We start from the raw sequence: 13,938 nt of genomic DNA, 5'->3' as shown, positions 1-13,938 counted from the left end.
CCGACCTCCTTGTCACCACTCGTCAGTGGATCCAAGTCACCCCTCGACGATGCCACCTGAAAGGAGGATGGACTCGCGACGCGAATTCTCAAGATCGCCCTCTCCCGAGAAATGTGCCCCTTGAAGAGACGTGTTGAACGTGATAGCGGTCAACCGGGCCCCATCATTAAGTGACCAGACTGAGAATTCACCCGATTCGAAACCCATTGCAGCTCGGGTGCCGTCCGACGACAGAACTGGAGTCCAGCTCAGGCCAGAGCTGATAGGGCGGGACCACTTTTCCTTCCACCCAGTTGTCGAGCCGTATTCCAATAGCTGAACGCTCGATTCGGAAGCCACCACAATGCATCGCTCATCCGGGGAGAAGACAGTGTGACTGGACTCAACGAGATCATCGAATACTTCTCGGAATTCATCCCTTGAGTAGTCCAGACAGTTACCTTGAGGTCCACAGAGGTAGACTCTGTCTTCACTCGCCATGATCCGGGCGGTGGTTCGCTCATCAGGTGTGTTTTGCATTCCTACCGGCAGGTGAGCTACCTCCACTAGCGTTCGGGTGGCGGAGGTGCCCTCGTAGATGACCGTGTCGTTGTCATTTACTGCCCACAGGACAACACCAGAATTACTTGTCCTGTACATCAGGAGGCGTACGTCGTCCCTATCGATCCCGGAAGCGTTGACGGTTGCCAGGATCTCGCCCGACGCTGGATCGACGATTTTCCAGCCCATTCCAACTTTCTCGCGGTCCATGAGGATGAGAGCGCGTCTCCCTCCCCAGTCGACACAGTAGCGGGCCGATCCCTCCACACGCGAAATGATGTCTCCGGTGTCTGAGCGACGGATTACCGTTCCTCTCGCGTCGGCATGCCCCCATGTTCCCTCAGTCCATTGGAAAACACTGCCGGCTTGTGACCAATCATTGCGCCTCACGCCCACGAGCGGCACTTCGGCAGGCTCTTCCAGAATGTTTCCGGAGGCCCAATGAAGCGCTACCTGATTCGTTCGCGCAAGCGCGCCGGGTCTATCCGACGTTGTCCGAATTACCGAAATCGCGCCATCTGAATGGATCACAGGTTGCCGAGCAACTGCCCTGCTATCCAGAAACCTACTTCCCGAGAGCCGTGCACCCCTAAAGTCAGCCTGTCGCTTATTGAAGTAGGCCAGGGTGGCACCACTTACGTCGGCCCCTGCCAGGCTGGCTCCTTCCAGCGAGATGTCGAAAAATGCCTCTCCAGTACGACCGAATCCATTCAGATTCACCCCTTCGAGAGAAGCGCCGACGAGCGATCCCCCAGCCTGTGCCAGCAAGTTGGCGCAGTTGCCACCCAAATTAAGCGGATCGTCAAGTGCTGCAGTTGCTCGAATATGTTCAATCAGAACCTTCTCGAATGAGTCACGCTCCTTGATCATAGTTACGAGGAACTCGAAGACGACAGGATTATATTCTGCGGCGCCGAAGTTTTCTGCAAGTTTTTCAACGACTTCAGGGTGAAATCCCGCAAGACTAGGGAGTGTTCCGTCCTCTCCACGAGAGGAAAAATAGTCCGACCATGAGAAATGCCCGCCGTTTGGTGCCTCAGCGCCTGGAATCAGATGCAGGAAGTCGCCCTGCAGAAGCCCCAACTCGGCTGCAAACCTGAAAGCTACGAAGAACTCGAGGAGGGATTTATGAGATGGGCCGTAATCGCCCCTCGAGTTCCTGACTAGCATACTCTGATTGCGCATGTCTTGCTCCCAATAGTCAAGGTCCTTAGAGTTTGCAACTACGGACCCGAAGCAAGCGCGCAACTTATCGGGAAAATCGCGATAATTCAGAGTGAGTTGGTTGGTTCGAATCATTTCCCAGGCAACTTCACAGAGAAAAAATAGCTTATCAGATCGGGAGGTGAAGGTGCGGTGAGATGAGACGTCACGATCCATCTTGCGCTTAACGGCGTAGAGATAGATCCGAGCCAGGTTAATTGCAGCGCCTTGCTCGATTTCCGGCAATGCGTCGATCACTAGTTCAGACATGACAGGTCGTCTCATAAGATCACGCACATCTTCGTGATCCATGACGACTGCAAGCTTTTCGGGCGTCAAAAGATGACTAAGCATCTGCCGAATCTGTTCATCGTCAAAGGGCATCAACTCAACTATCTCGAAGGTTGGACCATCTGAAGGTGCTGAAGCAACCGACGTTGATACGCGAGCGCCGAACAGGTCCCTCGCTTCTTTAGCTTCGGGGAAGTATTCAGTGCGGCTACTAAGAAGGACCTTGGCTCCGGGCTCTGCAACTTTCGCCAATTCCCAAAAATTGGCGACCATCGTATTCCGGTCAGTTCGAGAGGCCATCTCGTCAAACCCGTCGAAGATCAGAAGAAAGCGCCCCATGCGGTTCAGAACGCTGAATACTTCATAATCGCGAATACCGATGGGGTGCTTGTTGAAAAAGAACTCAGAAAGTAGTGCCGATACAGACGTCTGCTTGGCATAATCGCGCAAAGGAATGACCAGTGGGATACGAGGTCGCGCAACTCCCCGTTCTTTTGCGTCTTTCCATCCTGCTGCCAAACGCCCAGCAAGGTGCAGCGCGAACCATGACTTACCCATCCCGAATTCGCCAAGAAGGGACAGATGCTTCTTCACTGGGTCTGCGAGCCACGCGTCGACGTAATTGTCTAGACCGCCATCTTGCCAACCGTATGTGCTAGTTTCAAACGCTTTATCGGTCCGAGGGTCTACTTCCTCCTTACGGCACGACAGAGGAACGAAGCGCGAGTCGATGTGACGATCACGCACTTCCTGTTCTAGCCAATCAATGTATGGCTCAAAGTCGGCTTCTAGATCAATAAGATCGTCGAACGAGTAGCAAAATAGGACGTCTCCGGATTGCGCTGCCTGATTTTTAGCGGCTTTGCTTACCCTCAACTGTGCAATTCCCCACCCCTCGGCTGCGCCTGCTTCATCTACTAGCCCGTGCAGAGCATCCATGTGATAGGGGGCCAATTCCCCTTCGACGCAGAGAGCTACAACCAGGTCGAACCTTCCCGGACGTCGCTGGGGTACTTCAATCAGCATAGCGACAGCCTGAAAATCTGCGCTCCATTCATGCCGAATGCGGTAACCCACAGCTTGAAACCACGTCCGCACGTCGTCCTTGAGGCGCTCCGCTGGGCTTGCTTCGGCGCGCTCAGGATTTTCTTGCTGTCGGCGTTCTTCCTCGTTGGATCGTGCCTTTACAACTTGCTCGAGCATCTCAGACATGTCGTCAAGCTTATTTTCCAAGCGCACCTCGTAAGCCATTCTGCTGCGGCTAACTAGATCCTGAAATTTACAGATGAAGGCTTGAAGCTCCTCCTCCATGTTGTGCGGAAGATGTCCGAATTCTTTAGTTTCTCGATTTCTTTCGACAGCATCCGCCAGCTCTCTATTTAGTCGCGTCCAATCATTATCGGAGAATGAGCGGTAAAAGGATTGTTGCACGTATTGATCTTCGAAAACCTTCAATAGGGGGGCTGGGCGGCCGTAGAGGGATTCAACTAGCGTGTACGCATAGAGGCTATAAAAATCCTTCGGTGGCTGCTTCGGATCCAAATGCAGCTTCTGCAACGTGGCAATGATCCATGGTTGGCGAAGCGCTGCATCCTTAGCTGGATTGGCCGCCGCCTTCCCAAGCAGGCTCAGCGCCGACGTCACGATCTCCGCCATGAACTGTCCCCCAGTCTCCTACTCTGCGTGACGAGAGCTTACCGATGTGCCTCTCGATGTGTCATAGAAACCGCCGAAAGACGATCAGGAGATTGACGCTAGGAGACCTGCCGCCGTGTCAACGGGGCAGAAGCGTTCAGGGATCGACCGCGTCGCCGAGGACTGTGGAGACCAATGCCGGAGAGAGTGACAGCAGTTAGCGTGTGTGTGATGTCTGTCTATTGACTGCGTGTCGAAGATCTACGAACGTCCCGAGCGTCTAAGGAGCCCCAGGTCAGGGGCCATGCGCGCGTGAACCGTCCCAAGTCTCCTCTAAGTGCCGATGTGAATCGCGAGTGTGTGAAGGGAATGGGGTCTCTGCCGCTCTACCCTGGCCAGATCGCACCCTTGTGCACCCTTCGTGTACGTGTCACACAGTTCAGAGGCGGGTGATCGGCGGAGGGGGACGCTGCATGTCCGTGTCAGGTGGCAATCCATCAGTGCCGTCAACTTGGGCGGTCCAGCGGTTCGGACAGCAGGCCGGCCAACTTGCTGTGGCCGTTCCGGTGCAGCTGGCCAAGGCGCACGCGAAGGCTCGTGCCACGCACCTCGCTGCTGGGCTGAAGAAGCGGAGTCCTTACGGCGTCACGCTCGCGGAGGCCGTGCGCGAGAACCTGGCCGACATGGCGCGAGAGCTCGGTGAGTCCGTGCGTGACGTACGCGGATACGAGTACGCGGTGATCAACGAGCACGCCCTCTTCCCCTACAGGTACGCAGACCGGCCCAGAGCGCTCGATCGTGCCCGGCTGCCCTCCAACGCTTCCCCTACACGGCAGCGCCTGTTCCGGGCGCACGGACCGCAGTCGCCAGAGGGGCTGTTTGAGCTTGACGACGACCTGACGACGGAGGAGTACCTCGAGCTGAACGAGGCGTTCGAGGAACTCGGGGCCTCCACGAAGCTCGTCTGCGTGTTCTTCACGGCCGACGTTGAGAGCGGCATCCACGTCATCCACTGGGGAGAGGCCCACCTCGAACCCGACCACACCTTTACGTGGCCCCACAGCGAACAGCTCCCCGTTGCACCCGTGCCCCTTGTGTGATCGCGAGGCCGTCGCCGTCTGCTTGCGGCGGACGTAAGGCGGCTGATTCCTGGGCCGTCCCTGGGCCGTCCGACGCCCCCCGAGGCCACCCAACGACGACCGACAGTGACAGTCGAGCCACAGCTGACGACCGCGAACCGCCAGGTCAGCGGCGTACGGCCAGACGGGTTTCCCCCGCAGGGTGGACGTCAGGCAAGATGGGGTGTATCTGCCCACTGCCAGATTCAAGCTGCCGGACGGTTTCTCTTGGCTGAGTTCATTTACACCATGCGCAAGGCGCGCAAAGCGCACGGCGACAAGGTGATCCTCGACGACGTCACCCTGAGCTTCCTGCCGGGTGCGAAGATCGGCGTCGTCGGCCCGAACGGCGCCGGCAAGTCGACTGTCCTCAAGATCATGGCGGGTCTTGAGCAGCCGTCCAACGGTGACGCCTACCTCACGCCCGGCTACAGCGTCGGCATCCTGCTCCAGGAGCCCCCGCTGAACGAGGAGAAGACCGTCCTGGAGAACGTCCAGGAGGGCGTCGCCGAGATCAAGGGCAAGCTCGACCGGTTCAACGAGATCGCCGAGCAGATGGCGGTCGAGTACACCGACGAGCTGATGGAGGAGATGGGCAAGCTCCAGGAGGACCTCGACCACGCCAACGCGTGGGACCTGGACTCCCAGCTGGAGCAGGCCATGGACGCCCTGGGCTGCCCGCCCGGCGACTGGCCCGTCACCAACCTCTCCGGTGGTGAGAAGCGCCGCGTCGCGCTCTGCAAGCTCCTGCTGGAGCAGCCCGACCTGCTGCTGCTCGACGAGCCCACCAACCACCTCGACGCCGAGTCCGTGAACTGGCTGGAGCAGCACCTGGCCAAGTATCCGGGCACCGTCGTGGCGGTCACCCACGACCGGTACTTCCTGGACAACGTCGCCGGGTGGATCTGCGAGGTGGACCGCGGCCGTCTCCACGGCTACGAGGGCAACTACTCCAAGTACCTGGAGACCAAGGCCACCCGCCTCAAGGTCGAGGGCCAGAAGGACGCCAAGCGGCAGAAGCGCCTCAAGGAGGAGCTGGAGTGGGTCCGCTCCAACGCCAAGGGGCGGCAGGCCAAGTCCAAGGCGCGTCTGGCCCGCTACGAGGAGATGGCCGCCGAGGCCGACAAGATGCGGAAGCTGGACTTCGAGGAGATCCAGATCCCGCCGGGCCCGCGTCTGGGCAGTGTCGTGGTCGAGGTGGACAAGCTCAACAAGGCCTTCGGGGAGAAGGTCCTCGTCGACGGTCTCAGCTTCACCCTGCCGCGCAACGGCATCGTCGGTGTCATCGGTCCGAACGGCGCGGGCAAGACCACGCTCTTCAAGATGATCCAGGGGCTGGAGGAGCCCGACGCCGGTTCGATCAAGGTCGGCGAGACCGTCAAGATCTCGTACGTCGACCAGAGCCGCGAGAACATCGACCCGAAGAAGACGCTGTGGGAGGTCGTGTCCGACGGGCTCGACTACATCAACGTCGGACAGGTCGAGATGCCGTCGCGGGCGTACGTCTCCGCGTTCGGCTTCAAGGGCCCGGACCAGCAGAAGCCGGCCGGCGTGCTCTCCGGCGGTGAGCGCAACCGCCTCAACCTCGCGCTCACCCTGAAGCAGGGCGGCAACCTGCTGCTCCTCGACGAGCCCACCAACGACCTGGACGTCGAGACGCTGTCCTCGCTGGAGAACGCGCTGCTGGAGTTCCCCGGCTGTGCCGTCGTCGTCTCCCACGACCGCTGGTTCCTGGACCGCGTGGCCACGCACATCCTCGCCTACGAGGGTGAGTCCAGGTGGTTCTGGTTCGAGGGCAACTTCGAGTCGTACGAGAAGAACAAGATCGAGCGGCTCGGTGCGGACGCGGCCCGTCCGCACCGCGCCACCTACAAGAAGCTGACCCGGGGCTGATCGATCTTGCGGTACCTCTACCGCTGCCCGCTGCGCTGGGCGGACATGGACGCATACGGCCACGTCAACAACGCGGTGTTCCTCCGCTATCTGGAGGAGGCCCGTATCGACTTCCTGCGTCGCCCGGACAAGCAGTTCCAGCAGGGGTCCGTGGTGGCGCGCCACGAGATCGACTACAAGCGGCAGCTGGTCCACCGGCATGAGCCGGTGGACATCGAGCTGTGGGTCACGGAGGTCAAGGCCGCGTCCTTCACCATCGCCTACGAGGTGAAGGACCCGGACGAGATCTATGTCCGGGCCTCCACCGTGGTCGTGCCCTTCGACTTCGAACGGCAGCGGCCGCGCCGGATCACCGCGGAGGAACGCGAGTTCCTCCAGGAGTACCTGGACGACGAGGAGGAGGCCGTCGCCGCATGACGGTCCTCCACCTCGTGGACGACGGGGAGGCGGCGGATCTCGCCGCCTTCCTGGGCAGGCTGCTCCACTACGACCGTGGCGCCGCCGTGCGTCTGCAGGCGAGTGGGACGACGCTGGCCGTCTTCGGGCGGCCGCCGTCGTTCGAGGTGCTCGCGGTCCGTGCGGTGCGGCTCGCCAAGCCGTACGAGGACGGGCTGGACGACGGGCTCGACAGGACCGTCCCGGCCGGGGAACTCCTGGAGTCCGTAGACGAGTCGGCGGCCACGGTCACCGTGCCCGCCGCCGTCACCGGGCCGGCGTGGGCGGGGGTCCTGCCGCCGCGCGGCGGCTGGCAGCCGGTGTCCGGGCTGCCGGCGCCCGACGCGCTGCGGGCGACCGTAGCCGCCTCGGTGGCCGAATTCCGGTCGCGTACGGAGGAGTTGGCGCCCGAGCAGCGCACACGAGCCGTGCTCGACCGGGTCGGCCGGGAGATCTGGTCCCGCACGGTGGGAAACACGGGGCTCCCGGTGCGCGCCGTGCACGCTGCGCAGTCACTCGGCTTTCTGCGGCCCTCGCCACGGACACCGGGCGGCGACGAGCCGTCCGTCCTGTTCTCGTCGGGCGCGTGGCTCAGGCTGCGCACACCGTACGGGTCGATCGCCGTGCGCCGGGCCGGACTGGGCGCCCTGGGCCTCAGCGTCCGCTGACGGGACGCAACGGGGGCGCCTGGGGCGCGCCCCCGGACCGGGGAGAGTGGAGACGTCCGAGCATCCACCGGGGCCGCCGGTCCGGAGCCGTCACTCCGATGCCGTCACTCCCATGCCTCACTCCGGGGCGTTCACCATCGACGCCGCCGCGTACGTGAGGTAGTTCCACAGCGTGGTCGTGTGCTCCTGGGACAGGCCGAGTTCGTCGACGGCCACGCGCATATGCCTCAGCCAGGCGTCGTGGGCGGCCTGGTTCACGGTGAACGGGGCGTGCCGCATCCGCAGACGGGGGTGGCCGCGGTTCTGGCTGTAGGTGCTCGGGCCGCCCCAGTACTGGATCAGGAACAGGGTGAGGCGCTCCTCGGCCGGGCCGAGGTCCTCCTCCGGGTACATGGCACGCAGGAACGGGTCCTCGGCCACCCCCTCGTAGAAACGGTGGACGAGGCGGCGGAAGGTCTCCTCCCCGCCGACCTGCTCGTAGAAGGTCTGCTCCTGAAGCGTGCCGCGCCGAATCTCTCTCACATGCTCCATGGTCTCAGACGCGGGGACCGAGGTCTCCGGGCTTGCCTCCCGCGGCCGGCCGGGCCCCGGGCAACGGGCGGCACGAGGGATGTTCGCCTCCGGGCCGCCTTCCGCAGCACAGTGGAGGCATGGCCAGGCACGCCCTCGATGACGATCTGCGGGACCTCGCCGCCTCGGCGCGGGCGGAACTCGTACGGGAGATCGACGCGAGCGGGGCCTGGGCCGCCGATCCTGTCTGGCGGGAGGCGTTCGAGGCCGTGCCGCGCCATCTCTTCGTGCCGTACTACTACATCGGTATCCTCGGCGGCTACGTGCGCAGAACGTGTGACGAGTCCGACCCGGGGCTCCGGGAGCAGTGGTTGCGCGGCGCGTACGAGGACGCCCCGCTGGCCACCCGGGTGCGCCACGGGGAGCTGCTCTCCTCCAGCAGCCAGCCCTCACTGATGGCGCAGATGCTGGCCGAGCTGGAGGTCGAGGACGGCAACGCCGTCCTGGAGATCGGCACCGGCACCGGGTACAACGCGGCGCTGCTCTGCCACCGTCTCGGCGACGGCCTGGTCACCACCGTCGACCTCGATCCGGAGATCACCGAGACCGCCCGGGGGCAGCTGGCGGCCGCGGGGTACCACCCGACGGTGGTCACGGGCGACGGCGCGCGCGGCGTACCGGAGCGCGCCCCCTTCGACCGGATCATCGCCACCTGCGCGCTGCCCACGGTCCCGCACGCCTGGCTCGGGCAGTGCCGTCCGGGTGCGCGCATCCTGGCGCCCCTCGCGACCGGGCTGATCGCGCTGCGGGTGCGGGAGGGCGGGCACGCCGAGGGGCGCTTTCTGCCCACGGCGGCCTACTTCGTACCGCTGCGCGGCGGCACCCCGTCCGAGCCGGAGCAGGACCTGGGCGGACTGCCCCGCCGGGCCCGCGGTCACGATCTGTTCCGGTTCCTCCTGGGCCTGACGCGGCAGAGCCTCACCCCGTACGAGGCGTACGCGCTGTGGGAGCACGAGCGGCAGCCCGAACGGGACCGGTTCGGGATCACGGTCAGCGGCGATCGCTCCTGGGCCTGGCTGGACGACCCGGAGGGGCCGTACACCTGGCCGTTGCCCTGAGGACCGGCGTGACAGGCCCGCGTGCGCGTTCGAAGACGTCCGACGCGCCGCGTGCGCGTACGAGGACGTCCGACGCGCCTCGTACGCGGACGAGGACGTCCGACGCGCCGCGTGCGTGTACGAGGACATCCGACGCGCCTCGTACGCGTACGCGGAGCGCGTGCTCAGCCCCGGCGGACCGTGATCGTCGTCCACGCGCCCACGTGCACCCGGTCCCCGTCCCGGAGGGGCACCGGCACGAAGGGCTGGATGGGCTCCTCGCCGCCGTTGACCGTGGTGCCGTTCGTGGAGTTCTGGTCGACGACCGCCCAGGAGCCGTCCGGCTGCTGGACCAGGATCGCGTGCTGGTGCGAGACGCCCGGGTCCTCCGGCGGCACCGACAGGTCGATGTCGGGCGTGTCGCCGGTGGAGTGGCGGCGACGGCCGATGGTGACCTGGGTGCCGGTGAGGGTGCGCTGCTGCTCCGGGGAGTACGCGGGCAGGTTCAGGCCCGCGGCCTCGGGGCCGGAGCGCTGCATCATCGCCAGGAAGTACTCGCGGTCCGGACCGATGGTGGCGGTCCAGGTCACCGGTTGCTGCCGCTCGTAGGGGCCGGGCGGGGGCGGGGCCTGGGCGGAGCCGGGCTGTGGGTAGCCGTAGCCGCCGCCCTGACCGGGGCCGCCGGGACCGCGCGGCGCCGAGGACGGCGACGGCGGGGAGATCACCCAGTCGTCGTCACCGCCGCCGAAGGAGGGGCCCCCGGACTGCGGCGGGGCGGGCGGCGGGAAGCCGCCCTGCGTCGGCGGCGGGGCGGGCGGGCCGGGCCGCCGGAACGCGGTGGGCGCACCGCCCTGCTGGTACTCCCCGGGACCGCCCGGACCACCGGATCCGCTCGGACCGCCGGGTCCGCTTGGACCAGCGGGACCGCCCGGACCAGCGGGACCGCCCGGACCACCGAAACCGCCGGGACCACCCGGGCCCCCCGGACCGCCGGGGCCACCGATACCACCGGGACCACCGGACGTCGGCGCAGGCGGCGGAACCGGACGCGAGGGATCCGCACCGAACGGGGACGGCCGCGAGGCGTCGTTGCCGAAGCCGGACGGGCGGGAGGCGTCGTTCCCGAAGCCGGATGGACGGGAGGCGTCGTTACCGAAGGCGGACGGGCGCGACGGGTCCGGGCCGAAGCCCGTCGGCCCGGACGGCTCGCTGCCGAACGGCGGGCCCGGCGGTATCGGCTCCGCGGGCCGGTTCACCTGGGACGGCCGCGACCGCTCGTAGTCGAACGGATCGGCCCCGGGCCCGGTCTGCCCGCCCTGCTGGAAGCGCAGCCCCGGGTTGGGCGCCGGCGTGCGCGGTGCGGCCGGGGTGTAGGTGGTCGCCGTGTTCGTCAGGAAGTTCCACCGGCACTCCTCGCAGAAGGGCGCACCGCCCTCGCGGGGCGTACGGCACTGCGGGCAGAGCTCCGGCTCGGGGTCCGGTACGGCGGACAGCGGGCGTCCCCCGGGCCGGCCGCCCGCGCCCTGGGGCGGCGGATAGCCGTAACCGGTGGCGGGCGGCGGCGGAGGCGGCGGGGGTACGGCACCGGCCATACGGTGACCGCAGACCTCGCACCAGTCGTCGGAACCCGACTGGTGTCCGTTCGGGCAGGTCGGCATGTCGGCGCTTCCCCCTCTCCTTCTCCGGTCACCGGGACCGGCGTGGTTCTCCGACCCCGGGGGGTCAGGCTCGTCGCTGTCGGGACGTACTGGTCACTTCTTTACACGAACAGTCTTTGTGGACCGGGTCTCGAGTGTCATCTCGTCGGCCTCCGCGACCTTCGTCTTCAGTCGCACAGTACCTGTCGCGGCGTCGACCACGTCCACCACCTTCGCAAGCAGTTTCGCAGTATCCGCGTTCCCCGACGCGCTGGCGAGTTGAACCGCCCTGCCCAGCTTGGCCGTTGCGCCATCGAAATCGCCCGCTTTGCGCAGATCTATTCCCTGCTGGATGGCTTGCGCCAGTTCGGCCTGCCCCGTGTAGTGGGCGACTTGGGGGTTGATCGACGTGGACGCCGCCATGTCGTCGGTCCACACGGCCCGTACGAGCCCTTGGGCCCCGAGGTTCTCCGTGCTGCCGTCGCTCCGCGGGATCACCAGGGACACCCGGGCGGCCAGCATCTCCTGGCCGATGTGCGCGGCCGGAACCCGGACGCACACGTGGTAGTCGCGGGACTCGTCGCCCCAGGACCCCGTGGGGTAGTCCCCGGCGCGAGGCCCCACCTCCGTCCGCCGCTCGGTCAGGTCCGCGACGGTGGGCGCCACCTGCTTGACGAACTGGATCTCCGTGCCGACCGGCGTCCACAGCCGCAGCGAGACATCCGCGACCTCCTTGCCCATGGCCGTCTCCATCATCCCCGTGAAGTCGGCGGCCAGACCGGCCGGATCGGCGACGATGTCGGCGGTGCCGAGCAGCGCGGAGGCGATCCCGGTGACCTCCTTGACCTCCCAGTCGGTGCCCACTCCACGCGCGTCACAGGTGAAACGGCCGGAGCAGGCGTCCAGCGTGGCCCTCAGGTCCTCGGGAGACTCGTGCTCGTTGCGGCCGTCGGTGAGCAGGATGCCGTGGCGTATGGAGACATCCGCCGAGGACAGCAGCCGGTCGGCCAGCCGCAGCCAGGTGCCGATCGCGGTGCCGCCGCCCGCCCCGAGCCTGCGCAGCGCCTGCTTGGCCTGGTCGCGGGTGGTCGCGCCGGCGACGGCGAGCCGCCCGCCGCCCGGGTAGACCTCCTTGGCCACATGGGTGCCGCCGATCACCGCGAAGTGCACGCCGTCGCGCAGGGTGTCGATGGCCGCGGCGGTCGCGTCGCGCGCGTTGCGCATCTTGGTCGGCGGGTAGTCCATGGACCCCGAGCAGTCGACCATGATCGCCACGGCCGCGCCCGGGACCTGCCCAGCCGAGTAGGGGTGGGGGGCCGCGACCGTGCCGCCGCCGGTCGCCGACACCGTCACGATGGCGTTGACCTCACGGCCGCCTACCGGAAGGTACTCGTTCTGGTAGACGTCCACCGAGAACTGCGGCACGTTCGACTTCGAGAAATTGGCCATGCCTACTCTGGTCCCCCTTGAAGACCCCACCGGCGTGGGGTGATGACTGATCGCGGACCGGTCCCCTCCGGTCCTGCGGCCGCTCCGGCCGGCCATGGGGGTGCCCCGGACACGGGACACCCGTCAGGCGGATCCTGCCCTCTGCGGCGGGGCCGGGAACGGGAGCACCGCCACTGTTACGTTGTCGTGGCCCCCGCCGTCCAGGGCGTGGCCCAGCAGCACCCGGGCGGCGTGCAGTGGCCGGCGCTCCGCATCGGACGGCACCACCTCGGCCATCTCCTCGGCGGCCTCCGCGTAGTTCCACAGACCGTCCGTGCACACCACCACCACGCCCGGCCGGTCCGGCTTGAACGCGGCGGTGTGCGGCTCCAGTTCGTACGCGTCCGCGCCGAGCCAGCCCGTGATCGCGTGAGCGCGCTCGTCGGCGTACGCCTCGGCCTCGCTCATCAGTCCCGCGGCGACCATCTGGGCGGCCCACGAGTCGTCCTCGGTGAGCCGGGCCGGGGGAGCGGTGCGGTCCACGGGGACCCAGTAGGCGCGGCTGTCGCCGACCCAGCCGACGATGAGCAGGCTCGCGGTGACCACGGCGCTGACCAGGGTGCAGGCGGGGGCGTTCTGGTGCGGGGTGTGCTCCTGGGCCGTCTCCGGTTCCGTGGCCAGCGCGTTGACGGCGTGTGAGGCGGCGACGATCGCCTCGTGCATGGCCTGCTGGGGATGGGTGCCGCACGGCAGGGCCGCGAGGAGCGCCTCGCTCGCGGCGCGGGCGGCGGCGAGGGAGGCCTCGTCCGGGCGGGTCGCCGAGGACACGCCGTCGCAGACGACCGCGACGAGGGCGGGCGAGCCGTCGGGCAGCACGGTCTGGGAGAGCGCGAAGGCGTCCTCGTTGCGGTGGTGGCGCAGACCGCGGTCGCTGACCGCGGCGCCCGGGCCCGACTCCTGCTCCATATGGTCCCGTTCGCGCGGCTGGGCGTGGCCGCAGTGCTCGCAGTATCCGTCGCCGTCCACGCTCCCGGTGCGGCAGGCCACGCAGACCTTGGGCTCGGCGGCGGGGGGCGCCGGGGGCGCCGTGCGCGGGTCGGCCGGCTGGGGCGCCGCGAGGGGGTAGTCGTCCGGCTCCGAAGGGCGGTCGAACCGTACGCCCCTGGAGGCGCCCTGGGCCGGGTCCGCCGCGGGCAGGTGCGAGCCGCCGGAGTCGGTGCCCGCGAGGTCCGTCGGCAGATGCACCGGGGCGTGCGCCTCGGCGCCGGCCGCCGCCGGGGCGGCGGGCCAGTCGACCGCGCCGGCCTCCGGGGCCGGGCGCGGCACCGTGCCGTTCATCGTCAGGGTGGGGGTGTCCGGTGGTGGGGCGGGCACCACGGACAGGTCGTACCCGCAGGCGCCGCAATAGCGGTCGCCCGACTCCAGGGGCTCCTCACAACTGGGGCACCGCGAAAGGGCCGTCGGCTGGGGCATCTGGGACATC

10 protein-coding genes are annotated in these 13,938 nt (G+C 66.6%); 5 read left to right on the top strand and 5 right to left on the bottom strand.

The window, feature by feature from the left end:
- Window positions 1–36: 36 nt before the first annotated feature.
- On the bottom strand, window positions 37–3,690 hold the full coding sequence (locus tag ACIP94_RS04735; protein ID WP_402419495.1) for an NACHT domain-containing protein: 3,654 nt from the start codon (window positions 3,688–3,690) through the stop codon (window positions 37–39).
- Between the two features lie 452 nt (window positions 3,691–4,142).
- Between ACIP94_RS04735 and ACIP94_RS04730 the strand changes: the two genes are divergently transcribed.
- The 4 genes from ACIP94_RS04730 to ACIP94_RS04715 all read left to right on the top strand — a co-directional run bounded on the left by ACIP94_RS04730 (window position 4,143) and on the right by ACIP94_RS04715 (window position 7,783).
- Window positions 4,143–4,769 carry a hypothetical protein gene (locus ACIP94_RS04730; RefSeq protein WP_402419492.1) on the top strand — a complete coding sequence of 209 codons (627 nt, stop codon included), beginning with the start codon at window positions 4,143–4,145 and terminating at the stop codon, window positions 4,767–4,769.
- 246 nt (window positions 4,770–5,015) lie between these two features.
- Window positions 5,016–6,680: an energy-dependent translational throttle protein EttA gene (gene ettA / locus ACIP94_RS04725; protein ID WP_402419491.1), complete on the top strand. Its 1,665-nt coding sequence runs from the start codon at window positions 5,016–5,018 to the stop codon at window positions 6,678–6,680.
- Window positions 6,681–6,686: 6 nt separating this feature from the next.
- Window positions 6,687–7,097, top strand: coding sequence for an acyl-CoA thioesterase (locus ACIP94_RS04720; protein ID WP_402419488.1), 411 nt, complete (start codon window positions 6,687–6,689; stop codon window positions 7,095–7,097).
- On the top strand, window positions 7,094–7,783 hold the full coding sequence (locus tag ACIP94_RS04715) for a hypothetical protein (protein WP_402419485.1): 690 nt from the start codon (window positions 7,094–7,096) through the stop codon (window positions 7,781–7,783). The genes ACIP94_RS04720 and ACIP94_RS04715 overlap by 4 nt, the downstream gene beginning before the upstream one ends.
- 117 nt (window positions 7,784–7,900) lie before the next feature.
- On the opposite strand, the gene ACIP94_RS04710 is transcribed toward ACIP94_RS04715, so the two are convergent.
- Window positions 7,901–8,314, bottom strand: a complete 414-nt coding sequence (locus tag ACIP94_RS04710) for a globin (protein WP_402419482.1) — start codon at window positions 8,312–8,314, stop codon at window positions 7,901–7,903.
- Window positions 8,315–8,433: 119 nt separating this feature from the next.
- Between ACIP94_RS04710 and ACIP94_RS04705 the strand changes: the two genes are divergently transcribed.
- Complete coding sequence (locus ACIP94_RS04705) at window positions 8,434–9,411, top strand: methyltransferase domain-containing protein (RefSeq protein ID WP_402419479.1); 978 nt, start codon at window positions 8,434–8,436, stop codon at window positions 9,409–9,411.
- A 164-nt stretch (window positions 9,412–9,575) separates the two neighbouring features.
- Here the strand turns inward: ACIP94_RS04705 and ACIP94_RS04700 are convergent, their stop codons facing one another.
- From ACIP94_RS04700 to ACIP94_RS04690, 3 genes are all read right to left on the bottom strand, one after another.
- A complete protein-coding gene (locus tag ACIP94_RS04700) occupies window positions 9,576–11,048 on the bottom strand; it encodes an FHA domain-containing protein (protein ID WP_402419476.1) in 1,473 nt (490 codons plus the stop codon).
- Between the two features lie 93 nt (window positions 11,049–11,141).
- Complete coding sequence (locus ACIP94_RS04695; RefSeq protein ID WP_402419473.1) at window positions 11,142–12,476, bottom strand: VWA domain-containing protein; 1,335 nt, start codon at window positions 12,474–12,476, stop codon at window positions 11,142–11,144.
- Between the two features lie 123 nt (window positions 12,477–12,599).
- The gene (locus ACIP94_RS04690) at window positions 12,600–13,937 is read right to left on the bottom strand and encodes a PP2C family serine/threonine-protein phosphatase (protein WP_402419470.1); all 1,338 of its coding nucleotides are present in this window, start codon (window positions 13,935–13,937) and stop codon (window positions 12,600–12,602) included.
- Window position 13,938: the final 1 nt, after the last annotated feature.

This window comes from Streptomyces sp. NPDC093261, from assembly GCF_044753645.1.
Taxonomy (GTDB): domain Bacteria; phylum Actinomycetota; class Actinomycetes; order Streptomycetales; family Streptomycetaceae; genus Streptomyces.
This window is presented reverse-complemented; position numbering and strand designations above follow the sequence as displayed.

Coding starts and splice junctions, on each gene's coding strand:
- ACIP94_RS04735 (WP_402419495.1), bottom strand. CDS start 3,690: ATGGCGGAGATCGTGACGTCGGCGCTGAGCCTGCTTGGGAAGGCGGCG.
- ACIP94_RS04730 (WP_402419492.1), top strand. CDS start 4,143: ATGTCCGTGTCAGGTGGCAATCCATCAGTGCCGTCAACTTGGGCGGTC.
- ACIP94_RS04715 (WP_402419485.1), top strand. CDS start 7,094: ATGACGGTCCTCCACCTCGTGGACGACGGGGAGGCGGCGGATCTCGCC.
- ACIP94_RS04710 (WP_402419482.1), bottom strand. CDS start 8,314: ATGGAGCATGTGAGAGAGATTCGGCGCGGCACGCTTCAGGAGCAGACC.
- ACIP94_RS04705 (WP_402419479.1), top strand. CDS start 8,434: ATGGCCAGGCACGCCCTCGATGACGATCTGCGGGACCTCGCCGCCTCG.
- ACIP94_RS04700 (WP_402419476.1), bottom strand. CDS start 11,048: ATGCCGACCTGCCCGAACGGACACCAGTCGGGTTCCGACGACTGGTGC.
- ACIP94_RS04695 (WP_402419473.1), bottom strand. CDS start 12,476: ATGGCCAATTTCTCGAAGTCGAACGTGCCGCAGTTCTCGGTGGACGTC.
- ACIP94_RS04690 (WP_402419470.1), bottom strand. CDS start 13,937: ATGTCCCAGATGCCCCAGCCGACGGCCCTTTCGCGGTGCCCCAGTTGT.